Origin of the sequence: Thalassococcus lentus (assembly GCF_028023555.1) — a bacterium.
In the GTDB taxonomy this organism is placed as follows: domain Bacteria; phylum Pseudomonadota; class Alphaproteobacteria; order Rhodobacterales; family Rhodobacteraceae; genus Thalassococcus_A; species Thalassococcus_A lentus.
The window spans coordinates 258,722-284,416 of record NZ_JAQIOY010000001.1 but is presented as its reverse complement, the minus strand read 5'-3'; the positions used below and the strand labels follow the sequence as shown (position 1 = coordinate 284,416).

The 25,695-nt window shown below is 57.3% G+C and carries 22 protein-coding genes; 16 read left to right on the top strand and 6 right to left on the bottom strand.

Annotated features, from left to right (window positions below):
* The first annotated feature begins 20 nt into the window (after nt 1-20).
* From bchY to dxs, 9 genes are all read left to right on the top strand, one after another.
* A complete protein-coding gene (gene bchY / locus PFY00_RS01435) occupies nt 21-1,586 on the top strand; it encodes a chlorophyllide a reductase subunit Y (protein ID WP_271430736.1) in 1,566 nt (521 codons plus the stop codon).
* Nucleotides 1,586-3,058 (top strand): chlorophyllide a reductase subunit Z, encoded by a 1,473-nt coding sequence (gene bchZ / locus PFY00_RS01430; protein WP_271430735.1) that lies wholly within the window; start codon nt 1,586-1,588, stop codon nt 3,056-3,058. Before bchY ends, bchZ begins: the two co-directional genes overlap by 1 nt.
* Entirely contained in the window at nt 3,055-3,279 is a 225-nt protein-coding gene (gene pufQ / locus PFY00_RS01425) for a cytochrome PufQ (RefSeq protein WP_271430734.1), read from the top strand. The genes bchZ and pufQ overlap by 4 nt, the downstream gene beginning before the upstream one ends.
* 151 nt (nt 3,280-3,430) lie before the next feature.
* Nucleotides 3,431-3,580 carry a light-harvesting antenna LH1, beta subunit gene (pufB, locus tag PFY00_RS01420; protein WP_114509227.1) on the top strand — a complete coding sequence of 50 codons (150 nt, stop codon included), beginning with the start codon at nt 3,431-3,433 and terminating at the stop codon, nt 3,578-3,580.
* Between the two features lie 14 nt (nt 3,581-3,594).
* Nucleotides 3,595-3,750 (top strand): light-harvesting antenna LH1, alpha subunit, encoded by a 156-nt coding sequence (gene pufA, locus PFY00_RS01415; RefSeq protein WP_271430733.1) that lies wholly within the window; start codon nt 3,595-3,597, stop codon nt 3,748-3,750.
* 155 nt (nt 3,751-3,905) lie between these two features.
* Nucleotides 3,906-4,745 (top strand): photosynthetic reaction center subunit L, encoded by an 840-nt coding sequence (gene pufL / locus PFY00_RS01410; protein WP_271430732.1) that lies wholly within the window; start codon nt 3,906-3,908, stop codon nt 4,743-4,745.
* A 3-nt stretch (nt 4,746-4,748) separates the two neighbouring features.
* Entirely contained in the window at nt 4,749-5,738 is a 990-nt protein-coding gene (pufM, locus tag PFY00_RS01405) for a photosynthetic reaction center subunit M (protein WP_271430731.1), read from the top strand.
* 2 nt (nt 5,739-5,740) lie between these two features.
* On the top strand, nt 5,741-6,856 hold the full coding sequence (gene pufC / locus PFY00_RS01400; protein WP_271430730.1) for a photosynthetic reaction center cytochrome PufC: 1,116 nt from the start codon (nt 5,741-5,743) through the stop codon (nt 6,854-6,856).
* 207 nt (nt 6,857-7,063) lie between these two features.
* Nucleotides 7,064-8,986, top strand: a complete 1,923-nt coding sequence (gene dxs, locus PFY00_RS01395; protein WP_271430729.1) for a 1-deoxy-D-xylulose-5-phosphate synthase — start codon at nt 7,064-7,066, stop codon at nt 8,984-8,986.
* Nucleotides 8,987-9,058: 72 nt separating this feature from the next.
* Here the strand turns inward: dxs and idi are convergent, their stop codons facing one another.
* The 6 genes from idi to PFY00_RS01365 all read right to left on the bottom strand — a co-directional run bounded on the left by idi (nt 9,059) and on the right by PFY00_RS01365 (nt 15,236).
* Entirely contained in the window at nt 9,059-9,595 is a 537-nt protein-coding gene (gene idi / locus PFY00_RS01390; RefSeq protein WP_271430728.1) for an isopentenyl-diphosphate Delta-isomerase, read from the bottom strand.
* Nucleotides 9,592-10,773, bottom strand: a complete 1,182-nt coding sequence (locus tag PFY00_RS01385; RefSeq protein ID WP_271430727.1) for a geranylgeranyl diphosphate reductase — start codon at nt 10,771-10,773, stop codon at nt 9,592-9,594. The genes idi and PFY00_RS01385 overlap by 4 nt, the downstream gene beginning before the upstream one ends.
* A gap of 3 nt (nt 10,774-10,776) precedes the next feature.
* The gene (locus PFY00_RS01380; RefSeq protein WP_271430726.1) at nt 10,777-12,039 is read right to left on the bottom strand and encodes a BCD family MFS transporter; all 1,263 of its coding nucleotides are present in this window, start codon (nt 12,037-12,039) and stop codon (nt 10,777-10,779) included.
* A complete protein-coding gene (gene chlG, locus PFY00_RS01375) occupies nt 12,036-12,941 on the bottom strand; it encodes a chlorophyll synthase ChlG (RefSeq protein ID WP_271430725.1) in 906 nt (301 codons plus the stop codon). The genes PFY00_RS01380 and chlG overlap by 4 nt, the downstream gene beginning before the upstream one ends.
* Before the next feature lie 84 nt (nt 12,942-13,025).
* Nucleotides 13,026-14,402, bottom strand: coding sequence for a transcriptional regulator PpsR (ppsR, locus tag PFY00_RS01370; RefSeq protein ID WP_271430724.1), 1,377 nt, complete (start codon nt 14,400-14,402; stop codon nt 13,026-13,028).
* A 45-nt stretch (nt 14,403-14,447) separates the two neighbouring features.
* A complete protein-coding gene (locus PFY00_RS01365) occupies nt 14,448-15,236 on the bottom strand; it encodes a cobalamin B12-binding domain-containing protein (RefSeq protein WP_271430723.1) in 789 nt (262 codons plus the stop codon).
* A gap of 304 nt (nt 15,237-15,540) precedes the next feature.
* On the opposite strand from PFY00_RS01365, the gene bchF reads away from it, so the two are divergent.
* From bchF to PFY00_RS01330, 7 genes are all read left to right on the top strand, one after another.
* Nucleotides 15,541-16,050, top strand: a complete 510-nt coding sequence (gene bchF / locus PFY00_RS01360) for a 2-vinyl bacteriochlorophyllide hydratase (RefSeq protein ID WP_271430722.1) — start codon at nt 15,541-15,543, stop codon at nt 16,048-16,050.
* Nucleotides 16,047-17,333 carry a ferredoxin:protochlorophyllide reductase (ATP-dependent) subunit N gene (locus PFY00_RS01355; RefSeq protein ID WP_271430721.1) on the top strand — a complete coding sequence of 429 codons (1,287 nt, stop codon included), beginning with the start codon at nt 16,047-16,049 and terminating at the stop codon, nt 17,331-17,333. The genes bchF and PFY00_RS01355 overlap by 4 nt, the downstream gene beginning before the upstream one ends.
* Nucleotides 17,330-18,877: a ferredoxin:protochlorophyllide reductase (ATP-dependent) subunit B gene (gene bchB, locus PFY00_RS01350; RefSeq protein WP_271430720.1), complete on the top strand. Its 1,548-nt coding sequence runs from the start codon at nt 17,330-17,332 to the stop codon at nt 18,875-18,877. Before PFY00_RS01355 ends, bchB begins: the two co-directional genes overlap by 4 nt.
* Nucleotides 18,867-22,436 carry a magnesium chelatase subunit H gene (locus PFY00_RS01345; protein WP_271430719.1) on the top strand — a complete coding sequence of 1,190 codons (3,570 nt, stop codon included), beginning with the start codon at nt 18,867-18,869 and terminating at the stop codon, nt 22,434-22,436. Before bchB ends, PFY00_RS01345 begins: the two co-directional genes overlap by 11 nt.
* A 160-nt stretch (nt 22,437-22,596) precedes the next feature.
* On the top strand, nt 22,597-23,517 hold the full coding sequence (gene bchL, locus PFY00_RS01340) for a ferredoxin:protochlorophyllide reductase (ATP-dependent) iron-sulfur ATP-binding protein (RefSeq protein ID WP_408648440.1): 921 nt from the start codon (nt 22,597-22,599) through the stop codon (nt 23,515-23,517).
* Nucleotides 23,517-24,236, top strand: a complete 720-nt coding sequence (bchM, locus tag PFY00_RS01335; RefSeq protein WP_271430718.1) for a magnesium protoporphyrin IX methyltransferase — start codon at nt 23,517-23,519, stop codon at nt 24,234-24,236. The genes bchL and bchM overlap by 1 nt, the downstream gene beginning before the upstream one ends.
* Nucleotides 24,233-25,669, top strand: a complete 1,437-nt coding sequence (locus tag PFY00_RS01330) for a PucC family protein (protein WP_271430717.1) — start codon at nt 24,233-24,235, stop codon at nt 25,667-25,669. The genes bchM and PFY00_RS01330 overlap by 4 nt, the downstream gene beginning before the upstream one ends.
* The last annotated feature ends 26 nt before the right edge of the window (nt 25,670-25,695 follow it).

Sequence of the window (25,695 nt, the reverse complement as noted above, 5' to 3'; positions counted from 1 at the left end):
CAGAGAAGAAGAGACATACCGTGAGCAACGAAAAGACATATGACGAAACGGCCGAAGTTGAGGTCATTCGAGGCGCGCCTCGGGATGAAGTCAGCGTGGAAGGCGTTCCGGCAGATGGGCTTGGTTGCCACTCGGGAGCCGAAATGGAAAAGGCCGCGCGCATGGCGGGCAATTCCGAGATGCTGGATCAATACGCCAAGGATTACCCTGTCGGCCCGCATGATCAACCTCAGAGCATGTGCCCCGCATTCGGGAGTCTGCGTGTTGGTCTGAGAATGAAGCGGGTCGCCACCGTGCTTTCGGGTTCGGCCTGCTGTGTTTATGGCCTGACCTTCGTTTCCCATTTTTACGGCGCGCGTCGTTCTGTCGGCTATGTGCCTTTCAATTCTGAAACATTGGTTACCGGAAAGCTGTTCGAGGACATTCGCGACAGTGTTCACGAAATGGCCGACCCGGATCGTTTTGATGCAATTGTGGTGACCAATCTTTGCGTTCCCACCGCGTCCGGGGTGCCGCTGAGATTGCTTCCGGACGAGATAAACGGCGTCCGAATCGTGGGCATTGATGTTCCGGGTTTCGGGGTGCCGACGCATGCCGAAGCAAAAGACATTCTGGCTGGCGCCATGCTCAACTATGCGCGTCAGGAAATCGAGGCTGGGCCTGTTGCTGCGCCGGAAGGCGGCAAGTCTGACCGTCCCACGGTTGCCTTGCTGGGCGAAATGTTTCCTGCCGATCCGATGATGATCGGCGCAATGCTGGCCCCAATGGGAATGGCCGCCGGGCCGGTTGTACCCTGCCGGGAGTGGCGCGAATTGTATGCGGCGTTGGACAGCACTGTGGTTGCCGCTGTTCACCCTTTCTATACGGCTGCCGTGCGTGAGTTTCAGGCGGCCGGACGTCCGATCGTCGGCAGCGCCCCGGTTGGGCATGATGGCACAGCGGAATGGCTGCGCGCCATCGGAGAAGCACACGGCGTTCCGGCTGCGCAGATCGCGGCGGCGCAAAACGCCTTTTTGCCGGCTATCAAAGGTGCACTTGCCGGTGCACCAATAAAGGGAACGGTTACCCTGAGCGGGTACGAAGGCAGCGAGCTTTTGGTCGCGCGTCTGCTTGTCGAGAGTGGCGCGGATCTGCGGTACGTCGGCACGGCTTGCCCCAAGACACCTTGGTCCGACCCGGATCGTGAATGGCTCGAAGCCAAAGGTATCAAGGTCAAATTCCGCGCATCGCTCGAGGACGATTGCGCAGCGATGGAAGCTGTCCAGCCGGATCTGGCCATTGGCACGACACCGGTTGTTCAGAAGGCCAAAGAGCTTGGCATTCCGGGTCTCTACTACACCAATCTGATATCCGCGCGTCCGCTGATGGGACCAGCTGGAGCCGGCAGCCTCGCTGAAGTGGTCAACGCCGCCATCGCTGGCAAAGCGCGCATGGATCACATGAAGGACTTCTTTGAAGGTGTCGGGAGTGGCGACACCGCTGGCGTCTGGGAGGGCTCGCCCAATTTACGGCCCGACTTCCGAGCTCAGCACCAGAAGAAACTCGACAAACTGGCCCGTGCTGCCAAAGCGCAGGAGATGATCTGATGCTGATTCAAGATCATGACAGAGCGGGTGGATACTGGGGCGCGGTCTATGCCTTTTGCGCCGTCAAAGGACTGCAGGTCGTTATCGATGGTCCAGTTGGATGCGAAAACCTGCCTGTCACATCGGTTCTGCACTATACAGACGCATTGCCCCCTCATGAGCTCCCTATCGTGGTGACTGGCCTCGGTGAGGAGGAGCTGGGTCGGGAGGGGACCGAGGGTGCCATGAAGCGCGCCTGGGGTGTGCTCGACCCGGCTCTACCAGCTGTTGTTGTGACCGGTTCAATCGCCGAAATGATCGGGGGTGGAGTCACGCCGCAAGGCACCAACATCCAGCGTTTCCTGCCCAGAACGATCGATGAAGATCAGTGGGAGAGCGCGGACCGCGCCATGACATGGATCTTTACCGAATTCGGTATGACCAAAGGCCGGATGCCACCGGAAAAGAAACGCGAAGAGGGCTCCAAGCCCAGGGTGAACATCCTTGGGCCCATGTACGGCACTTTCAATATGCCATCGGATTTGCATGAAATCCGGCGTCTCGTGGAGGGGCTCGGCGCTGAGGTCAACATGGTGATGCCGTTGGGCGCTCATCTGGCTGAAATGCGCAATCTGGTCAACGCCGACGCCAATATTTGCATGTACCGTGAATTCGGGCGTGGTTTGGCCGAAGTGTTGGGCAAGCCCTATCTTCAGGCTCCGATCGGTGTTGAGAGCACAACCAAGTTCCTGCGCAAGCTGGGCGAAATGCTGGATCTCGATCCAGAGCCGTTTATCGAACAGGAAAAGCATTCGACCCTGAAACCTGTCTGGGATCTGTGGCGTTCAGTGACACAGGACTTCTTTGCCACCGCGAGTTTTGGGATCGTGGCAAACGAAACCTACGCACGCGGTGTACGAAACTACCTTGAAAACGATCTGGGTCTGCCATGCGCCTTTGCCGTGGCACGCTGTGCCGGGTCAAAAACAAACAATGAAGAAGTTCGCAGTCTGGTGCACAACAAGCGTCCGCTTGTTCTGATGGGCTCGATCAACGAGAAAATGTATCTGGCCGAAACCAAGGCCGGACACGGGCCGCAACCGGTCTTTATGCCTGCCAGTTTCCCGGGCGCCGCGATCCGGCGGCATACCGGAACACCCTTTATGGGATACGCAGGCGCAACCTACATTCTGCAAGAAGTCTGCAACGGGCTGTTCGATGCCCTGTTCCATATCCTGCCTTTGGCAACCGATATGGATCAGACCGATGCAACACTGACTCCGCTGCGGCGCGACTTCCCCTGGGATGCCGACGCTCAGACGGAACTGGATCGCATTGTTTCAGAGCATCCGGTTCTTACCCGAATTTCCGCAGCAAAGAATCTGCGCGACGCCGCTGAGGCCGAAGCGCTGAAACAGGGGGCTGAACGTGTCGTTCTTGAAACGGTGCAGGCTCTCGCTCCACGCGTTCAACAAAAGGAGGTCGGGCCATGACCGATTTCACTTCGAGCGAACCGCGCCACAAAGGGCATACCGCCAGACGTGGAACGGAATTTCTTTTCTACTTCAGTCTCATCTTCGTGTTGGCGATCCCATTCGCCCTCGTTGGGTGGGTGCTGGAGGTGTTCCAAAAGCAGACGCTTATGCTGCACGGCCCGTTGGCCCGTGCCTGGGCCGAAGCTGACCGGATCACGCCCCTGATCTTCTCTGCGTGATCCCGAAAGCCGCGCGAGGGGCGCGGCGTGATCATGTGGGGAGCAAGAGCTGACCGTTTCCGAAAGGGACGGACAGATGCCTGTGGATTCTCCATGGGAAACCCGGCCGCAGGGTGTGCGGCGTCAGTCCTAACATTCCGGAGGAAAGTTCATGGCTGATAATTCCGACCTGTCCTTCACAGGTCTCACCGACGAGCAGGCGCAGGAACTGCATTCCGTCTACATGAGCGGCCTTTGGCTGTTCTCGGCGGTTGCGGTGGTCGCACACCTCGCGACCTTCATCTGGCGTCCGTGGTTCTGAGGAAGGCATAGCAAATGGCAAAGTTCTATAAGATCTGGCTCGTTTTCGATCCCCGCCGCGTGTTCGTGGCGCAGGGCGTCTTCCTGTTTCTGCTGGCTGCGATGATCCACATGGTGGTGCTGTCCAACGGCATCAACTGGTTCGACACCGCAGCAGCGGCAGGCATGTAAACACGCCGGCCATCTAGGCCCAGCGTGGGACATGAGAGCCCAACCAAAAGAAGCCGGCGGGCGGGGCGGACCCCGCGTCGCCCGCGGCAAGCAAATGATAACCATGACGGCCCCCTCGAACTCGAGGTCGCGCCGCCAAACGCGGAGAATTGAAGATGGCGCTGCTCAGCTTCGAGAAAAAGTATCGCGTCCGCGGAGGGACGCTGATCGGCGGCGATCTGTTCGACTTTTGGGTAGGCCCTTTTTACGTGGGCTTCTTCGGGGTCACGACCGCCTTTTTTGCCATGCTCGGTACGATCCTCATCCTTTGGGGCGCCGCGCATCAAGGCACATTCAACCCTTGGCTCATCAACATTGCGCCACCTGACCTCAGCTACGGTCTTGGTATGGCGCCGCTCATGGAGGGCGGCCTTTGGCAAATCATCACGATTTGCGCGACGGCAGCTTTCGTCAGCTGGGCGCTTCGAGAGGTCGAGATTTGTCGTAAACTGGGTATGGGCTATCACGTGCCCTTTGCTTTCAGTTTTGCGATCCTGGCGTATGTGACACTGGTCATCTTCCGTCCTTTGCTGATGGGTGCTTGGGGGCATGGATTTCCCTACGGGATTTTCAGCCACCTCGACTGGGTCAGCAACACAGGCTACGCGTACCTGCATTTCCACTACAATCCGGCTCACATGCTGGCGGTGACCTTGTTCTTCACCACCACGCTGGCGCTGGCGCTGCACGGCGGCTTGATCCTGTCGGCGGCCAACCCTGAAAAGGGCGAGGAAATGCGCACCCCCGATCACGAAGACACGTTCTTTCGCGATTTCATTGGCTATTCGGTCGGCACACTCGGCATTCACCGGGTCGGATTCCTGCTGGCCATCAATGCCGTTTTCTTCAGCGCTGTCTGTATCATCATCTCCGGGCCCGTTTGGACCAAAGGCTGGCCGGAATGGTGGAACTGGTGGCTTGAGCTCCCCATCTGGGGCTCCAACGTGGGGCTATGACCAATGATATATCCTGAGTATCAAAACATCTTCACGCAGGTGCAGGTTCAGGGGCCCCCGGAAATGGGCACCGAGACCGAAGCTGCAGCCACGGAACGCGGCACCAGTGCTTCGTTCTCGACCCTGGTGGGTTGGCTTGGAAATGCACAGTTGGGCCCGGTTTATCTTGGCTGGACGGGCATGGTGTCGGTCGCTGCGGGTTTGCTTGCATTCAACATCATTGGCATCAACATGCTGGCGCAGGTGGACTGGTCCATTCCGGAATTCATCCGCCAACTGTTCTGGCTGGCGCTTGAGCCGCCAAGCCCGGAATATGGCCTGAGCTTTCCGCCTTTGAACGATGGTGGTTGGTATATCATTGCCAGCTTCTTCCTTCTGGTTTCGGTGATGAGTTGGTGGGCAAGGACCTATCTCTTGGCCATGGAACACAAGATGGGCAAACACGTCTTCTGGGCGTTTGGCGCTGCGATCTGGTTGTTCCTTGTGCTGGGTCTCTTCCGCCCGATCCTGATGGGATCGTGGTCAGAAGCGGTACCCTACGGGATCTTCCCTCACCTTGATTGGACCACGGCGTTCTCAATCCGCTACGGCAATCTTTACTATAACCCCTTCCACGCTCTCTCGATCGTCTTCCTCTATGGCTCCGTTCTTCTGTTCGCCATGCATGGCGCGACGATCCTTGCGGTGACACGTTATGGTGGCGACCGCGAATTGGAACAGATCGTCGACCGCGGCACGGCCTCGGAACGCGCGGCTTTGTTCTGGCGCTGGACCATGGGCTTCAACGCTACGATGGAAGGCATTCACCGCTGGGCATGGTGGTTTGCGGTACTGACCCCGATTACGGGCGGCATCGGCATTCTTCTGACCGGCACGGTTGTGGACAACTGGTTCATCTGGGCTCAGGAGCATCACTTCGCTCCGATGTATGACGGCAGCTACGGCTACGAAGCATACGGCTCTTATGACGCCTTCATCGGCAAGGAGAACTGATCATGCTACCCAAGTGGTTCAATGACTGGAACAGGGAGCGCCCGACCGACATCTACGGTCCGGCAATCCTGGTGGGTGGTCTGGGCGCCGCGGTGATCGTGGCAATCGCACTCGTGAACTTTGGCCAACCCTTCAAGACTGAAAGCATGCAGACTGGCCCACGCGGCACGGGCATGTCGGTTCCAGAGTTCGTTGTCGAGGTCAAAAAGGCCGATCCGACACTTGAGGAATACTACACAGAAGAAGTGTATGTTCCTGAAGGCGGCGAAGCTCTTGCCAAGGACGTGTACCAGAACGTGCAGGTGCTTGGTGATCTGACCGAGGACAACTTCAACCGGGTGATGAATGCGATTACCAGCTGGGTCGCACCGGAAGAAGGCTGCGCCTATTGCCACGGCGATGTGGACATCGAGGAGTATGGTAAGGACGACCTCTATACCAAGGTTGTCGCCCGAAGCATGATCCAGATGACTCAAAGCATCAACGAGGGCTGGGATGGTCACGTGAATGCCAATGGTGAGGTCGGTGTGAATTGCTACACGTGTCACCGTGGACAGAACGTTCCGTCTGACATCTGGTTCAAGGTTGGCAACGTGACAGAGGCAACGGCGGGCTGGGCTGCGGTTCAGAACCGGGCAACGTCACTGTCGCAGTACACATCACTGCCTTCTGATGCGCTCGAAAAGTACTTCCTCGATTACGAACAGATTTCTGTTCATGATCTGGAAGCACATGTGGCCGAATCCCCTGCCGAAGATGGTGTACGCACCTGGCAAGACGCGGAACGGACGTTCAGCTTGATGAACTACGTGTCCAACAGCCTCGGTGTGAACTGCAACTTCTGTCACAACAGCCGGGCCTTCTATGACCCGGAACAGGTGACACCGCAGTGGAGCACGGAACAGTTGGGTATTTCCATGGTTCAGGAAATCAATGCTGATTGGTTGGTTCCCCTTGAGGATGTCTATCCCGAAAACAGGCTTGGCCCAGTTTTCGCGGATGCACCCAAAGCGGCCTGCAAGACTTGCCACAAGGGTTATCAGCAACCGTTGCAAGGTATGAACATGATCGCTGATTGGCCAGAACTGGCCACAACCGGCGCTCCTGTCTACGAGTAACCGACAGGGGCGGGCACATCTGGTGTCCGCCCTCGTTGGCGCCAGATCCGGCCTCCTGCATTTCCCATCTGGAGCTCGGATGTCGGGGCCTCAACACCCCGGTTCCCTTCCTGTTGGCTACAGGAAACTGGCGTCACGTTCATCGGCACCCCCCGTGTGATCGTGACGCCTTTTTAAATTCCCTCTCTTCCCCTGGAGGACGCTGCCATGACTCGCCCTGATACCCCAACACTGGATCGCATCGCTGGCCCCGCAGATCTGAGGCAGCTCGATGATCGATCTTTGTCGCGATTGGCTGACGAAGTAAGATCAGAGGTGGTCTCGGCGGTTTCGGAAACGGGCGGGCATCTTGGTTCGTCGCTGGGTGTGGTTGAATTGGCAGTCGCCATTCATGCTGTTTTCAATACGCCGATGGACAAACTGGTCTGGGACGTGGGCCATCAATGCTATCCTCACAAGATCCTGACGGGCCGCAGGGATCGCATTCGGACACTGCGCCAGAAAGATGGCCTTTCCGGTTTCACCAAACGCTCTGAAAGCGAATACGATCCATTCGGTGCGGCGCATAGTTCAACATCGATTTCGGCCGCGCTGGGCTTTGCTGTTGGTCGTGACATGGGGCGCCCGACGGGGGATTCCATTGCAGTTATCGGCGATGGTTCCATCAGTGCCGGCATGGCCTATGAGGCGATGAACAACGCCGGTCACGAAGGGCGCCGTATGTTCGTGATCCTGAATGACAACGAGATGAGCATCGCACCGCCCGTTGGCGCGATGTCGTCCTACCTGTCCCGCCTTTACGCAAATGAGCCGCTGGCCAAGATGCGTAGCCTTGCCGAAGGGTTCGAAGCTGCCTTGCCGCCGCCAATGCGGGACGGTGCCAAGCGCGCGCGTCAATTGGTGACCGGTGCGGTCCAAGGTTCGGGAACTTTGTTCGAAGAGCTTGGGTTCGAGTACGTGGGCCCGATCAACGGACACGACATGGACCAACTTTTGCCAGTTCTGCGTGCGGCTCGTGCCCGCGCAACAGGCCCGGTTCTGATTCATGTCTGTACTGTCAAAGGCAAGGGTTTTGCCCCTGCCGAAGGCAGCGCAGATCGCGGTCACGGCGTCAGCAAATTCGACCCTGTTACAGGGCAACAAGCCAAATCAAAGCCAAACGCCCCCAGCTATACATCCGTCTTTGGCAAGGCGCTGACAGATGAAGCGGCCCGCGATCCAAATGTCGTTGCGGTCACCGCCGCGATGCCTTCTGGTACGGGCGTTGACATCATGGCCGACCGGTTCCCGGCGCGGGTGTTTGACGTGGGCATCGCAGAGCAACACGGTGTTACATTCGCCGCAGCAATGGCTGCCAGTGGCTTGAAACCATTCTGCGCGATCTATTCGACCTTTTTGCAGCGTGGTTACGACCAGGTGGTGCATGACGTCGCCTTGCAAGGACTGCCCGTACGCTTTGCTATCGATCGCGCTGGGTTGGTTGGCGCCGATGGCGCGACACATGCCGGGGCTTTTGATGTGGCCTATCTTGCCAATTTGCCGGGGATGACGGTTATGGCGGCCGCGGACGAGGCCGAATTGATGCACATGGTAGCCACCGCAGCTGCACACGAAAGTGGACCGATTGCTTTCCGCTATCCGCGCGGCTCTGGGACTGGCGTTGAAATGCCGGAACGCGGCCAACTACTGGAAATCGGGAAAGGCCGTGTTGTGAAAGAAGGCAGCGATGTTGCCTTCCTGAGCTTTGGTGCACATCTGTCCGAAGTGGAGGCGGCGGCCAGGTTGCTTGAAGCTGACGGTGTCACCAGCACGATCGCAGACGCACGTTTCGCCAAGCCGCTCGATATGGATCTTATCCGTCAGCTTGCGCGTCACCACAAAGCTTTGATCACGATCGAACAGGGATCCGTGGGTGGTTTTGGGGCCATGGTATTGCATGCTTTGGCGGCAGAAGGCGCATTTGATCAGGGCCTTGCCATTCGTACTATGACCTTGCCAGATCGGTTCATAGATCAGGCGAGCCCGGATGACATGTACGCAGATGCGGGTCTAACACGGCACGATATTGCGAAAACCGCAAAACAAGCCATGGGCATGGAAAGCAATGTGGTCACGCTAAGCCGCGCGTGATCAACAGGCTTTTTGAGCCAGCGTGCTCTTGTCTCAATGCGTTTTGCTTAGGGCAAAAGCGTCTGCCTCTGGTCAGGCGGGCGCTTGCATCTGATCGCCAAAAATGCGTTCGGCATATGTGTCCAGATAGATGCGCAGCCAGGGTGTGAAATCCGACGGCTTTTTCGTCACCCGGTGTAACAGGTCACCATAAGTGAGCCACTCGGTCTCCATTACTTCGTCGGGGTTTGGATTCAGGGGCATGTCGTCATCCGCTTCTGCAACGAAGATATCGACCACCTCGTGTTCGATCAAACCGCCACCCACATCTGCCCGATACTCAACACGGTCGCGATAGTCCGGAGCCAGACCGGTTATGCCCAGTTCTTCCTCGAGACGGCGATTTGCGCAGGTTAGGCTGTCTTCGTCCCAATCAGGGTGAGTGCAGCAGGTGTTCGCCCAAAGCCCGGGCGTGTGATATTTGCCCAGCGCGCGCCTTTGTATCAAAACCATTTCGCCGCGCGTGACGAACACTGAAACAGCCTTGTGCTTGAGCCCACGTTTGTGTGCGTCCAGCTTTTCGACCGGTGTGAGTGTTCCATCGACCCACGCAGGAATATGGATTGTCATACGTGTGTCTCCCGCACGAGGCCAGCAAGGTGGCTGAGGTTCTTCAGACCGATTTTGAGATGCGCCATCGGACGCGCCTTGACCAGCCTTTTGTTCATATAAGCTTCGAATGTCAGCTTTTGCACGTCTTCATCATGACACAGGCTCACAAACCGTTCGCGGCGGCTGTCAGAGCGATAGTAGGCATTTTGCATCGCACCAAGAACCTTGAAGACACTCTTGTGCTCTTTCATGAAAAGCTTTCGGGCCAGAGACAGGTCTGTGATCCGACCAGAGGCCAGTGTTGCGCTTGCTGCTGTTGCTGCAACGCGGCCGCCCAGCATTGCGTAGAAAATGCCTTCACCGGAACTGGGGGCAACGACGCCTGCTGCATCCCCGGCCACAACCACATCGCGCGCATTGTCCCAGAACTTGAGTGGTTTCAGCGGAATGGGCGCGCCTTCGCGCCGGATCGTTTCACAATCAGCCAAACCGGAGGCCTCGCGCAGCGCGGCCGTGGCCTGCTTTAGATCCACAGAGGTGATGTAGGTGCCCATACCGACAGAAGCGGTGTTTCCGTGGGGGAAAACCCATCCGTAAAAATCGGGTGATATAGCCCCGTCATAGATCACATCGCAGCGCATAGGATCGTATACGTCTGTGGCTTCCCGTGGAGCGGCGATGATTTCGTGGTATGCGAAAACCAAGGGTGTCTTAGTACCGCCGGGAATTTCCTGTGCGGCGACCCGTGATTTAGCGCCATCCGCACCGATGATAAGCCGAGTTTGCAGGCTGCGCTCTTCGCCGCTTTGCTTGTCTCGGTAAATGACGTGCTTTTCCTTGCCGTCCCGTTCGATCCGAAGATACGTCCCGGTATAGCGTTCGGCGCCCGCGTGTTCGGCGCGGTCGCGCAGGAAAGGATCAAAATCCTTGCGGTCGACCATGCCGACAAAGCCGTTATCGATCGGTATATCCACATGCCGCCCAGTGGGCGAAATCATGCGTGCGGTTGTAACCTTGGCGATCAGTTGCTCGTCGGGAATTTGGAAGTCCTGGATCAGGCGCGGTGGAATCGCGCCGCCGCACGGCTTGATACGACCTTCGCGATCAATCATTGCGACCTTGTGGCCGGACCGGGCAAGATCTTCGGCTGCGGTTGCACCGGACGGGCCACCACCCACAACAACGACATCATACATTTTCTATTCTCCCGGTTGCAGCAGTGAATTGTGATGGTTGGGCGCTGTTCGAAGCAAACGTGACGCGACAACAGCGGCAGCAAGAAACAGAACGGCTTCGATGATGAAGACTGTTCCATAGGCGGCCTGATCCGGCAAAACCGTTCGCGCAATGTCGAGAATTCCCGTCGCGATCAAACCGGCCAGACCTGCCGCAATGGCCTGCGCCGCGCCAAAGACACCCATGCGGGTTCCGGTGGCACCGGGCGCTTCAGCGGCAAGGCGCATCATTGAACCGATTGCGCCCACAACGAACAAACCATTGCCAAGCCCCAGCACGACTGTTGAGGGGATCAGGGGCAAGCCAAACCCAAGCCCGATCAAACCAAGCGCGGACAGGATGCAGCCGATCACTGCCCAACCCCTCAGTGTGCCGATGTTCAATGTGGACAAGACGCCAGCGCCGATCATACCCAGCAATGCCGCCCCGTCTTTCCCTCCGGACAGTTTGGTGGATTCATCTGGTGAAAGGCCGTGTACATGGCCAGCAAATGGTTCGAGCACCAGCTCCGACAGATAGAATGCGAGGATTGATAGAAAGACGAACCCGGTGAAGGCCCGCGCAGATGGATCATCCATCGTGGCCCGCAAGGCGGCGCGCAAATTCGGAGAAGCGGGTGGCGGGACGTGATCCAGTTTTCGCTCTACGCCCAGCGTCGAGATAACGCACAGCACAAAGGCGATCGCACAGACCGCGCTGACCACTGAAATCAGCCGTTCCGGAGAATAGGGATCAAGTGCAATGCCCGTCCCGATCGACGCGGCAATCGCGCCCGCGATCAGCATCAACCAAGCAAGTGTTGCGGCTGCGCCTTTGCGTGTGTCTGGCGCTGCGGTTGCCAAAAGGGCCAGAAAGGACGTGCCAGCTGCACCGATACCCATACCGATTGCGGCATAGGCGGCAATCCAGACAATCAGAGCCATTCCGGGCGAATTAGAGCCTATTTTGATGCCCCAAGCCGTCGCGATGATCCCCGCGGCGACCAATGCAATACCAAAAAGGATAAACGGCGTTCGCCCGCCTTTGGCGTCAGAGCGGTGCCCCCAGACCGGACGAGTCAGCTGAACACCGTAGTGCAAAGCAACCAACAAACCGGGCAAGAGCGCTGGAAGCGCCAGCTCGACGGTCATCAAACGATTGAACAGGTTGACCGGAAGAGCGGCCAGACCGCCAATTGCAGCGTTCGTCAGACACAAACGCGCGATTCCACCCCAACCCAAAGTCATGCTGCCAACCCTCTGAGTGCAAAAGCGGCGACCATCATACCAATGATATACATCAGGACACCTGTTCCGTTGTACCATGGCGCCTTGGCCTTGGGGTCACGCATCATCACGGTCATGGCCCAAATCTGACCCAGACCAAGCGCCATGACCAACGTGGCATGCACAGGCCGGTCCCAGCTGGAAAGAAGCAGAACAACGATGGCCTGTGGAACGATCATGACAAAGCAGGCAACTTTCGCGGCCATTTCCGGGCCTAGCGTTACAGGCAGAGAATTTACACCCATCTGCCGATCGCCTTCGAGAGCTTTGAAATCGTTCAGTGTCATAATGCCATGCGCGCCGATCCCATAGAGAAGCGCAATCGTGATGATTTCAGGCCTTGGGAGAGACTGTGCGAGAACCGCTGCACCGGTGAACCACGGCAGGGATTCATAGCTGAGACCAACCAGCCCGGGCCCCCACCAGCCAGACCGTTTCATTCGAATGGGCTCAACCGAATAGACCCATGCCGCCAAAACGCCGACGCAAGTGGCCACAAAACCCCACAGACCAAGCAGTGAACCGACCAGCAGGGAAAGCACGGACATTGCAAGCGCAATCCAAAGCCCCCAGCGTCCGGGAATGCGGCCCGACGGGATCGGCCGATCTGGTTCATTGATTGCGTCAACGTGGCGGTCGCACCAATCGTTGGCCGCCTGGCTCATGCCGCAGACAATTGGGCCGGCGAGGATCACCCCAAGCAAGGCAAGCGCCCAGTGTTCTGAAAAACTGGCCCCGGTTGAAACCAGGCCGCACAGATAGGCCCACATCGGCGGGAACCACGTTACCGGCTTTATCAGCTGGAGCATCGCGGCGGGTTCTGGCGTTTTGCGCTCTTCGTGTAAACTAACGCTGACAGTCATGTGTCAACTAAACACAACATAACGAGTCGGCGCAAGTTAAACGAAGCTTACAGGTGGCAGGCACATGGCCCAATTGGACGAAGTTTATTCGTTGTCCGTCTCTTTGTTCAAAAGCCCATATTTGCGGAGCTTCACATAGAGCGATTGGCGGGACAGCCCGAGCATTTCAGCCGCGGCCACGCGGTTGTTTCGGGTCAGATTAACCGCAGTTTCGATGCACATCTTTTCGACGACATCTGTCGTTTCCGAAACGATTTCCTTGAGCGTGGCAGATCCCACCAGCTCCATCACATTGCGGCTGCTTTCCTCCGAGGTTTGCATCGGAGATTTGCGGATCGCATCAACGCGACTGGCATCCCGGATCACGAAACCCAGTTCCGGATCAGAACGGTCATTGAGATAGGTTACCGACATCTCAACGGCAGTTTTAGATCCATATTCGTTCATGATTTTGGTGGAATACATCCGCATCTGTCCGGTGCGGCGCGCGTTCTCGATGAGAACGGACATATCGATCTGACCGCGACCAAGATAGTCAGCCAGACTACGGCCCTTCACATCCACCAAGTGCGCGGCATCGACCAGATCGAGGAATGCGTCGTTACAGGTTTGGATCGTGCCCGTAATCGACGTAAACGCGATCGCGTCTGATCCCTTTTCGTAAAGAACGCTGAGGTTCAGACCCAGTTCGTCCAAATGCCCCGAGCCGGTGCTTTCTGTATCCAGACGACAAATCAAAACACGTTCGCCCGCAGCGCGGAATACATTCGGCGTAATTATGACGCGCTGACGATTACGCTTGGTCTGGACGTTAAAATCGGACGTATTTTCGGAAATGGCGGTATTAACCAGACTTTCCACAAACTCGTCCTTGCGGCGATCGCGGAATTCGGCAGCAAATGACGAACCGACCAGATCTTCGCGCGTGGAGCCCAAAAGCGCCGCGGCCGGTTCATTCAAATCCTTGATCCGACCTTCATTGACCGAAACGAAAACAACGGGGTCCCGCACTGTGCGGAGCAGCAAGCGGTAGCGGGCGTCAAATTCGCGGCGGGCTTCATAGCCCTGCTCAAGCGACATCTGTGCCTGGACAAGTTGCTGTTGAGTTTCGGCTACGGGTCGCAAATCCCGACCCAACATGATTAGCGCGTCACCGTTGGCAAAGGCATGGAAGGAATACCGAACTGGAAATTCCCACGCCGTGTGATCGGTGTGGTTCAATTCCATCGCACGCGATGAAATCTCACCGTTGTTGAAGCTATCAAGAATGGTTTGGAATTTGGGAACGCATTCTGTCGTCAGGAAATCCGTGACAGGAGAGCCTTCCCAATGAGCCAGATTGCCAAATGACGATTCAGTCGGATTGATCAGAACGGAAAGGATGATCCCTTCCTTTGACACGACGAGCGAAAGGTCCGAGGCAACCGATATCAAACTGGAAAGCGATTCCGGTTCAATCACGGGCGCAGAGCCACTTCTCCAAAAACTGGACCCATTGCTGTTCATTTATCGCGCCACAGACCTTTGCTTTAGTCTCTTCTTATCGCAGAGCTTAAATGCCACTTTCACATCGGCCGTTACCAAGTCTACGCCGGTTTTTTCTTTAATGCGATCCGTGAGCTCAAGAACCAATCCGCCTAGAGCAATCGGGGGGCTTTTTTCCCTTTCCGCTCTAATCCGTTTAACCATCTTGGCGATTGTTGCAAGAGCATCTGTCCGAGAGCAGGAGAACATGACCAAATCGTAGTGTTCATCTTCCAACACTCTGGCCAAAGTTCCCTCATCCGGCCCAAAAAGAAGCCGAACTGACGCGCCTAAGCGTCTGAGCTGCGCTGTCGCGACATGTGGACCCAACGTGTGGCTGTCGTTGGCTTGCAAAACGAGAAGGGTGTTGACCGCCTCATTCGATACAGCCGGTTTAGCCGACCACGGTGGCGCAAGCAGGGTCAAAAGCCCCTGCAACCGAGCGGTCGCGATCGTTACCTTTGCGAACCCAATCATGTCATCACACCACATCACACCAAGCTCGCGCGCGGCGGCAGGGATGTAGATATCCACGATTTGATCGGGAGCGAGCCGATTGTCTTCCAGGTCGTTCAGAAGCATCTCGGCGTTAAAGGCGCCATCGCGTAGGGTCGACTTGACGAGTTTGCGCACGACCGAGCCGCGCAGTGACTGCGCCGCACTATCAGGCTTGTCGTTCAAGACAGAGATAACCGCCGTTGCTAACGCCGACACATCGGGACGCGTTTCGTCGTCCAGACCACGATCATCCGTGTTGTTGTCTGTCGTCATTTCTATACCCTCGCGCGCCTTATCTGGCACATCGGCGCGGCCAGTGCACAGATAAAAGCACCTTCATTGTCCAAGACGGCGTGCTGAATGTCAAAAGAAATTGACACTGGCCATGCTAAGCCACGGGGTTTCAGGCGGAAAAGTTCGTTTAAGTGCCAATAAAAACGTGAATTTTTCCCTATTTCCCACTGTTTTTGGCGAATCGCTGTAGCTGTCTAAGTGTCAACCAAACGAGTGTAAGTTTTAATTGACACTTTTAGCAGCGCGACGATATCCTCGTTTTAAGGAAGCAATGGAATCGAAGATGTCATCCAGCAACCCACGGGAATCTAGCGAAGTTTTCCTGTACACGCCTGAACAAAGGGCGCGTCGGGACGCGACTGTTTGGACGTTGATTCAGGGGATTCTCGCCCCGTTGCAGTTTGTGGCGTTCCTTGTGTCGCTGGTTTTGGTCCTTCGGTATCTTGCCTATGACACCGGCTACTGGGCCGCGACTTACTCGATCCTGATCAAGACAGGATTTCTCTATGTGATCATGATCACCGGAGCCATTTGGGAAAAGGTGGTCTTTGGCCAATACCTGTTTGCCCATGCCTTCTTTTGGGAAGACGTCTTCAGCTTTGTCGTGATCGCCCTGCACACTGCCTATGTCTGGGCTTTGTTCACGCAGGCGCTGACGCCCACACAGGAAATGTGGTTGGCCCTGGCCGCCTATGGCGCCTACGTCATCAATGCCGGCCAATTCATCTGGAAGCTTCGCATGGCGCGGTTGCAGCAGGCCGGCACTGACCTCTCAAAGGAGGTCGCAGCATGACCGATCGTTTCGCACCGCCACCTTCCAAAGGCTGTTCAGCCACACCGGTTCTGAAGGAACGCGGCCAGCACGAGGTCTTTTGCGGACTCACCGGAATTATCTGGCTTCACCGGAAAATGCAGGACGCGTTCTTTTTGGTGGTCGGCAGTCGCACCTGCGCGCATCTGTTGCAATCGGCCGCGGGCGTCATGATTTTTGCGGAACCCCGGTTTGCTACGGCAATCCTGGAAGAGACTGATCTTGCTGGGCTTGCCGATGCGCAGGTCGAAATCGATCGAGTGGTGACCGAGCTGCTGGAGCGCCGGCCCGACATCAAGCAGCTGTTCCTCGTTGGGTCATGCCCGTCCGAAGTGATCAAACTGGATCTTGCGACCGCCGCTGAGCGTCTGAGCGCGCAGTTCGCACCGAGCGTTAGGGTTCTCAGCTATTCCGGTTCCGGGATCGAAACGACATTTACCCAAGGCGAAGACGCCTGCCTTGCCGCTATGGTTCCAGTCCTTCCTAAGACCGACGCGCGTGAGTTGCTTTTGGTTGGTGCGCTTCCGGATGTGGTGGAAGAACAGGCTGTCGGTCTCTTGGAGGCGATGGGCATTGGTCCGATCCGCGTTCTGCCAGCGCCTGGGCGCGATAGCGAATATGGCATTGGTCCGAACACTGTCTATGCGCTGACCCAACCATTTTTGACCGACACCCACGAGGCCCTGCAGCGTCGTGGTGCAAGACATCTGGCCGCGCCGTTTCCTTTTGGTGAAGAAGGTACGACGCAGTGGCTTTGGACAATCGCACGCGAGTTTGGCGTATCAGCGGAAAAGTTCGCCGAAGTCACTGACGCACCGCGCGCCCGCGCCCGCAAAGCCGTGTCGCAGGCTTCCGAAGCGTTGAATGGACGATCCGTCTTCTTCTTCCCGGACAGTCAGCTCGAAATTCCGCTGGCGCGATTCCTGACACGCGAATGCGGAATGCAGGCTGTCGAGGTTGGTGCGCCCTTTATCCATCGCGCGGTCATGTCTCCGGACATGGATTTGTTGGCCGAAGGGCCTGTCATTGCCGAAGGGCAGGATGTCGATAAGCAGTTGGATCGATGCCGTACTGCGCGTCCCGATCTGACAGTTTGTGGACTGGGGCTGGCCAATCCGTTGGAAGCCGAAGGGCTCACGACCAAGTGGGCCATCGAACTGGTCTTCACGCCGGTCCATTTTTACGAGCAGGCCGGTGATCTGGCGGGGCTTTTCAGCCGTCCGGTCCGCCGCCGCGATCTTCTGAAGTTGGAGGCCGCGGAATGAAACTGACAGTGTGGACATATGAAGGCCCGCCCCATGTTGGCGCGATGCGCGTTGCTACGGCTATGAAGGGTCTGCACTACGTCCTGCACGCGCCGCAAGGCGATACCTACGCTGATCTTTTGTTCACGATGATCGAGCGGCGCAATCATCGCCCGCCTGTAACTTACACAACCTTTCAGGCCCGCGATTTGGGTTCAGACACAGCGCATCTGTTCAAGAGTGCGTGTCTAGAGGCCTATGAACGTTTCAAGCCCGAGGCCATCCTCGTTGGGGCCTCTTGCACCGCTGAATTGATACAGGATGATCCGGGCGGCATGTCCGAGACACTGGGTTTGCCAGTGCCTGCAATCCCGCTTGAATTGCCCAGTTACCAGCGCAAGGAAAACTTTGGCGCTGACGAAGCATTCTTTCAGATCGTCAAAACGCTGGCGCGCCCTGTCGAAAAAACCTCCCATGTTACGGCCAATCTAATTGGTCCGACGGCACTTGGGTTTCGGCACCGGGACGACATCACCGAATTGACCGCGCTGCTGTCCGACATGGGTATCGGCGTGAATGTGGTTGCGCCCTATGACGCTACGCCGCGGGATATCGCACGACTGGGCGCGGCGCATTTCAATGTTTTGATGTATCCGGAAACTGCCGAAACGGCGGCCCGGTATCTCGAACGGGAATTTGGTCAGCCCTATACCAAAACAATCCCGATTGGAGTGGGTGCCACACGGGATTTCGTCAGCGAAATCGCCAAAATTACTGGTCGCAACGCGGCTCTGGAGGAAGCGCGCCTTCGGATGCCCTGGTATTCCGCGTCAGTCGATTCCACTTATCTGACGGGTAAGCGCGTATTCCTATTTGGTGATGGAACGCATGTTGCTGCCTGTGCCCGGGTTGCCCGTGATGAAATGGGTTTCGAAGTCGTCGGCATGGGTTGCTACAACCGTGAACAGGCGCGGCTGATCCGCGGGCTGGCAAAAGAATTCGGTGTCGATCCCCTGATCACAGACGACTACCTTGAGGTAGAGCGCCGGATCGAGGAACTGGCACCCGAGATGATCCTCGGCACCCAGATGGAGCGCCATATCGGCAAGCGTTTGGGGATTCCCTGCGCGGTGATTTCAGCGCCGGTCCACGTTCAGGATTTTCCGGCCCGCTATTCGCCACAGATGGGCATCGAAGGCGCCAATGTGATCTTTGACACATGGGTCCACCCTCTGGTGATGGGTCTCGAAGAACATCTGCTGACCATGTTCCGTGAGGATTTCGAATTCCATGATGACGCGGGTGCAAGCCATCACGGCGGCAAGGCTAAACTTCGGGAAATGGGCATAACAGAGCCTGAAACGCCCGCTGAAAGCGTCGATATGACAACGTCTGGCCCTGTTGAAATCGTGTGGCTGCCAGCCGCTGAAAAAGAACTGAAAAAAATCCCGTTTTTTGTGCGTGGCAAGGCCAAGCGCAATACGGAAACCTACGCCACCGAACGCGGTGTAGCCGAAATCTCTGTCGATACGCTCTATGAGGCAAAGGCCCACTATGCGCGATAGTTTCGACACACCCATGGCGTACAACATCGCCATCATCACACTGGACAGCCATGCGGCTGGGCCCGTGGCTCGAGCTGGTGTGAAATTGGTGCAGGACTTTCCGGGTTTGAACATCACGGTCCACGCCGCGGCCGAGTGGGCGGAAAATCCCGAAGCACTGATCGAAACCAAACGTGCCATTTCCGAAGCCCATATGGTTGTCGCCAACCTCTTGTTTCTGGAAGAACACATTAAGCCAATCATCGACGATTTGCGCGCCGTGCGGGATCGGGTTGATGGTATGATTGGCGTAATTGCTGATGGTGAAATCATCAAGCTGACGAAGCTGGGCAAATTGGACATGTCCAAGCCCACGTCGGGTCTGATGAAGCTGTTGAAAAAGCTCAAGCCCAAGTCCGAAGACAATGACGTGGACAAGGGCGAGAAGCGTATGAAGCAGCTGCGCCGCCTGCCCAAGATCCTAAAGCTTATTCCGGGCAAAGCGCAGGATTTGCGCTCATGGTTCCTTGTTATGCAGTACTGGCTTGGCGGTTCTGACGACAACGTCGAACAGATGGTCCGCTATCTGCTGGGCAAATACGCCACGTCTCGTGATGAATGGCTTGGTGCCGAAGGCGCCGCACCAATCGACTATCCCGATGTGGCTCTGTATCACCCTGATCTGCCGCAACGCATCACCGAGAACCCCGCAGACATTCCCGGCCCGGCACAGCCAGTGGCCACGGTTGGGTTGCTGATGATGCGATCCTACGTTCTGGCCAATGATACCGCGCATTACGACGCGGTTATTCGCAAGTTCGAAGCCAAAGGGTTGCGTGTCCTTCCCGCCTTTGCCGGGGGGCTGGATGGCCGCCCTGCGATCAGCGCCTATTTCCGGGATGAACACGGCGTCAAAATCGACGCGATGGTTTCGCTCACCGGGTTCAGCCTGATTGGTGGGCCAGCCTATAACGACAGTGACGCCGCGGTTGAGGTGCTCAAGGGGCTGGATGTCCCCTATCTGGCGGCACATCCGCTAGAGTTCCAAACACTGGGCCAGTGGTCTGCATCGGATCAGGGACTTGGTCCTATCGAAACGACGATGTTGATCGCTTTGCCCGAATTGGATGGTGCGACCAGCCCAACGGTGTTCGGTGGACGGCATGGGCCCGAAGGTTGTCAGGGATGCCAGTATGCCTGTGCCAACCAATCCGATCACAAGTCCATGGCGCCGTGTAATGAACGGATCGATTCACTTGCTGAGAAGACGCTGCGCGCCGCGCGGTTGCGCCGCTCAAAGAACGCCGGCAAGAAAGTGGCCATTGTGCTCTTTGGCTTCCCACCAAATGCCGGGGCTGTCGGAACCGCCGCATATCTAAGCGTTTTTGAAAGTCTCTATAACACCCTAAAAGCGATGAAAGCCGAAGGCTACACGCTGGAGGTCCCCGATAGTGTTGAGGCATTGCGTGCAGCCGTTCTGGAAGGCAACGCCAAGCAATACGGCCAAGAGGCCAATGTTGCCGCCCATGTGAGCGCTGATGACATTGTCCGTGACACGCCCCCGTTGAAGGTCATCGAATCCGTTTGGGGCCCTGCGCCCGGAAAGATCCAGAGCGATGGGCGCGGCGTCTTCATTCTTGGCAAGGACTTGGGGAACGTCTTTATCGGTGTTCAGCCGACCTTCGGTTACGAAGGCGATCCGATGCGGCTGCTCTTTGAAAAGGGCTTTGCGCCGACCCACGCCTTTGTGCAGTTCTATCTTTGGCTGCGTAACAGATACGATGCGGATGTCGTTCTGCATTTCGGGATGCATGGCGCGCTCGAATTCATGCCGGGCAAGCAGGCCGGATTGGGTGCTCGGGACTGGCCGGATCGTCTGATCGGCGAAATGCCAAATGTCTATTTGTATGCCTCTAACAATCCGTCAGAGGCCTCATTGGCCAAGCGTCGATCAGGTGCGGTCACTATCACCCATCTGACGCCGCCTTTGGCGCAGTCCGGGCTCTACAAAGGCTTGCAAGAGCTGAAGGACAGCCTGACCCGGTGGCGCGCGATGGAGGGCGATGACCCCAACCGCGCAGAGTTGGAAGCCTTGATCGCCGAACAGGCGGACAGCGTAGATATGGGTGGAACAGAGCCTGAAAAGCTGTGGCTCAAGCTGCTTGAGACCGAAGACGCACTGATCCCGGATGGACTGCATGTGCTGGGCAAGGGTTTTAGCGATGATGCCCGCGCCGAGTATCTGAGCCTGATCGAAGACGCAGACGACGACACGCGCGCCAAAGTGGATGCGCTGCTACAAGAGCAAACCGAAATTCCGGCCCTGATGCGTGCCCTGAACGGCCAGTACATCGAACCGGTCCCGGGTGGTGATCTGATCCGGTCGACCGAGGTGCTGCCAACCGGGCGCAACATACATGCATTTGATCCGTTCCGTATGCCCACGGAATTTGCCTGCCGGGATGGAGCCAAGCAGGCCGATCTGTTGTTGCAAACCCATGACACACTGCCGCGCACCGTGGCACTGGTTCTTTGGGGCAGCGACAACATCAAAAGTGACGGCGCGCCCTTGGCCCAAGCGATGGCTCTTATCGGAGCCAAGCCACGTTTTGACAGCTTTGGCAGAATCTCCGGGGCCGATCTGATCCCGCTGGAAGAGCTGGGTCGTCCGCGGATTGATGTGGTCATGACTCTGTCGGGAATTTTCCGCGATCTGCTGCCACTGCAGACCCGGATGCTGGCCGAAGCATCGCTGCGTGCGGCCGAGGCTGATGAACCACTAGAGATGAATTTCATTCGCGCGCATGCACTGGCCTACATGGAAGAGCATGGCTGCGATCTGGAAACGGCTGCGTTGCGTGTCTTTTCCAATGCTGAGGGTGCTTATGGATCCAACGTCAATGCGCTCGTGGACAGCAGCGCGTTTGGCGAAGAGGATGAATTGGCCGATGCCTATGAGGCGCGCAAATCCTTTGCCTATGGCGTGAATGGCAAGGCAAGCGCCAATGCCGGACTTTTGCAGAGCCAGTTGAAAACAGTCGAGGTGGCCTATCAAAACCTTGAGTCGGTTGAGCTGGGTGTCACCACTGTGGATCATTATTTTGACACGCTGGGTGGCATTGCCCGCGCCGTCAAACGCGCCCGCGGCGGCGAGGATGCGGCGATCTATATTTCCGACACCACGCGCGGCGCAGGCAAGATGCGCACGCTGTCTGATCAGGTCGCGTTGGAGACCCGGTCGCGCAGCCTGAACCCCAAGTGGTTTGAAGGCATGCTGAAGCATGGCGCCGAAGGTGTGCGCCAGATCGAAGCACAGGTCACCAACACGTTGGGATGGTCTGCGACCACAGGTGAAGTTGAGCCTTGGGTTTATCAGCGGCTTTCTGAAACGTTCGTTCTGGACGACGAAATGCGCGCGCGATTGGCCGAGTTGAATCCGACTGCTTCAAGCCGGATGGCAAATCGTCTTCTCGAAGCGCACGACCGTAACTACTGGCAACCGGATGCCGAAACATTGGCCGCCCTGCAAGACGCGGCTGATGCGCTGGAAGACCGGTTGGAAGGGATCGCTGCGGAATGACCAAGTCGATCACATACGTCCTGTTCGGGAACACTGGGCCAGCCCCTTATGTGCCCCACGGTATTTTTGATTCAAAAAAGCAGAGGGCCTGCGCCCTCGATCAGCGGAGGCCCTCATGAGCCCACTTGACGCAAAGAACCCGCCAGCGGCCAAAGCCGCAATGCGGGAAGCAGCCGGTCTCGAGGCGAGAGGGCTGGCGAGACCGCCGGTTCTGAAAGGCCAGGACGGCGAAGGTTCCGTTCAGGTGCATCAGGACGATGCGATGAAGATCGAGGGGGCCAAGGTTTTTTCAGTCTATGGCAAAGGCGGGATTGGCAAATCGACCACGTCCTCCAATCTGTCCGCAGCGTTTTCCAAGCTGGGCAAACGGGTGCTGCAGATCGGGTGTGATCCGAAACACGACAGCACCTTTACCCTGACGGGTCAGTTGCAGCCAACCGTGATCGACATTCTGAAAAGCGTCGATTTCCATGCCGAAGAATTGCGCCCTGAGGATTTCGTGACCGAAGGGTTCAACGGTGTTCAATGCATCGAAGCAGGTGGCCCTCCGGCTGGGACAGGCTGCGGCGGATATGTCGTGGGTCAGACTGTGAAACTGCTAAAGCAGCATCATCTGTTGGATGACACGGATGTGGTTATCTTTGACGTGTTGGGCGATGTGGTTTGCGGTGGTTTCGCCGCGCCACTTCAGCATGCGGATCGTGCTGTGATTGTCACCGCAAACGACTTTGACAGCATCTACGCCATGAACCGGATTATCGCCGCCGTTCAGGCCAAATCTTCGAACTACAAGGTTCGACTGGCAGGCTGTGTCGCCAACCGTAGCCGCGAAACTGATGAAGTGGATCGTTTTTGCGAAACGGTTGGCTTCAAGCGTATCGCGCATATGCCCGACTTTGACGCGATCCGCCGGTCACGGCTGAAGAAAAAGACGTTGTTCGAGATGCCGGACGAAGACGACATCGTGATGGCGCGCAAGGAATACATCCGGCTGGCGGAAACGCTTTGGGCTGGAACTGATCCGCTTGCACCGCAACCGCTCGAAGACCGGGACATTTTTGAATTGCTGGGGTTTGATTGATGCCGAAAGACAGCACATCCGAAATCGGGACGGTGGCCGCGGAAACGCGCAGCTATGCGGACACCCGTGCCCGGGTGGAGGACTACTTTGACCGAACGGCAACGCGGGTTTGGGAGCGTCTGACATCAGATGCGCCCGTATCGCGAATCCGCGAAACGGTGCGCCGGGGCCGTGACGATATGCGGTCCAAGATGCTGTCTGCGCTTCCGGCGGATTTGACAGGCTTGCGAATTCTGGACGCGGGTTGCGGAGCAGGACCGACCACGATCGAAATGGCGCAGCGCGGCGCAGAGGTGGTGGCCGTCGATATATCGCCATCTTTGGTTGAGATTGCTCAAAAGCGTTTGCCAAAAGCGCTCCAGAACCGTGTGACTTTTGCGAGTGGCGACATGTTGTCGGCACATCTGGGCCGCTTCGACCACGTCATCGCGATGGACAGCCTGATTTACTACACAGGCACGGACATTCGCGCTGCTCTGGAAAACCTCGGGGCACGTACTTCTGGATCGATCGTGTTCACCGTTGCCCCGCGCACACCGCTTTTGATGGGTATGTGGTACGCCGGTAAGGCGTTCCCAAGATCCGATCGCTCGCCGACCATGATCCCGCACGCGCCAGCGAAACTGCGCAAAACCGTGGCCGACATCGGCGCTCTGCGTGATTTGGGTCGCGTCAACAGTGGGTTTTATATCTCGCAGGCGCTGGAGTTCCGCGCATGATCATAACCCGCAAACAGATGGCCAATGTCAGCGCGCGGTTGCTTCCGTTTTCGGATGCAGCCAGCGATGCGCTGCCGATGGGCCAGCTGTTGCGGCTATCCTTGTTCCAGATCTCTGTAGGCATGGCCAGTGTCATGCTGCTGGGCACACTGAACCGGGTCATGATCGTTGAGCTGGGTGTTGCGGCTACGTTGGTCGCCATGATGGTTGCCTTGCCGGTGCTGATTGCGCCGTTTCGTGCTTTGCTGGGCCACAAGTCGGACAATTACCGCAGTGCCATCGGTTGGAAGCGCATTCCCTATTTGTGGTTCGGATCGCTGTGGCAAATGGGCGGGCTTGCTGTCATGCCAAGCTGCCTTTTGGTTCTGGGCGGTGATGTTACCCACGATGTGCCGTTTGCCGGCGAAGTGCTTGCGGCCCTCGCATTTTTGATGACTGGCCTTGGGATGCATATGACCCAAACCGCCGGTCTGGCCTTGGCTGCCGATCGCGCCACGGAAGAGACGCGACCGCGCGTCGTGGCTCTGCTCTATGTGATGTACCTGATCGGTATGGGCGTTTCGGCCGTGATAATCGGCTGGTTGCTGCGTGACTTCAGCGGCATCCGGTTGATTCAGGTTATTCAGGCCACGGCCGTTGTCACGATCGTGCTGAACGTAATCGCACTTTGGAGACAGGAACGGGTTAAGCCCATGACCCGTGAAGAACGGGAAGCGCCTTCTCCAAGTTTCCGTCAGGCATGGGATGACTTGCTTAAGGGCGGAACGGCCGGCAGGCTTTTGGCGGTCGTTTTCTTGGGCACCATGGCTTTCAACATGCAGGACGTGCTGTTGGAACCATACGGTGGTGAAATTCTTGGATTGTCGGTTTCGACGACCACCTTGTTGACCGCTGGTTGGGCTGCTGGGGCGCTTGTTGGTTTTGCATTAGCCGCAAAATGGCTGGGACGGGGGCTTAGCCCTTATCGGATGGCCGGGCGTGGCGTTCTGGCCGGGCTTGTCGCCTTTAGCGCAGTTATTTTTGCCAGCCCGATGGATTCGACATCACTGTTCTTTGCCGGTGCGACGATGATTGGTTTCGGCGGCGGGCTCTTCGCCGTTTCGACCCTGACCGCCGCCATGACCATGCCTGCGCACAATGCAGCTGGGCGCGGTCTGGCCCTCGGCGCTTGGGGCGCTGCGCAGGCAACCGCTGCTGGCTTTAGTACATTGATTGGTGGCGCGCTGCGTGATGGCGTCAATCAAATCGCGCTTTCGGGGGCTTGGGGCGAAGCCCTGAATGACCCTGCCACCGGCTATTCTGTCGTTTATCACCTGGAGATCGGTTTGTTGTTTGTCACGCTCGTGGCACTCGGCCCGCTGCTTTCCCGCTCTCGTAAATCCCAATTCGAAGAGAAACCGTCAGGGCTGGGCCTTGCCGATTTCCCAACGTGACCAAGGCCCATCAAGGAGGACCATCC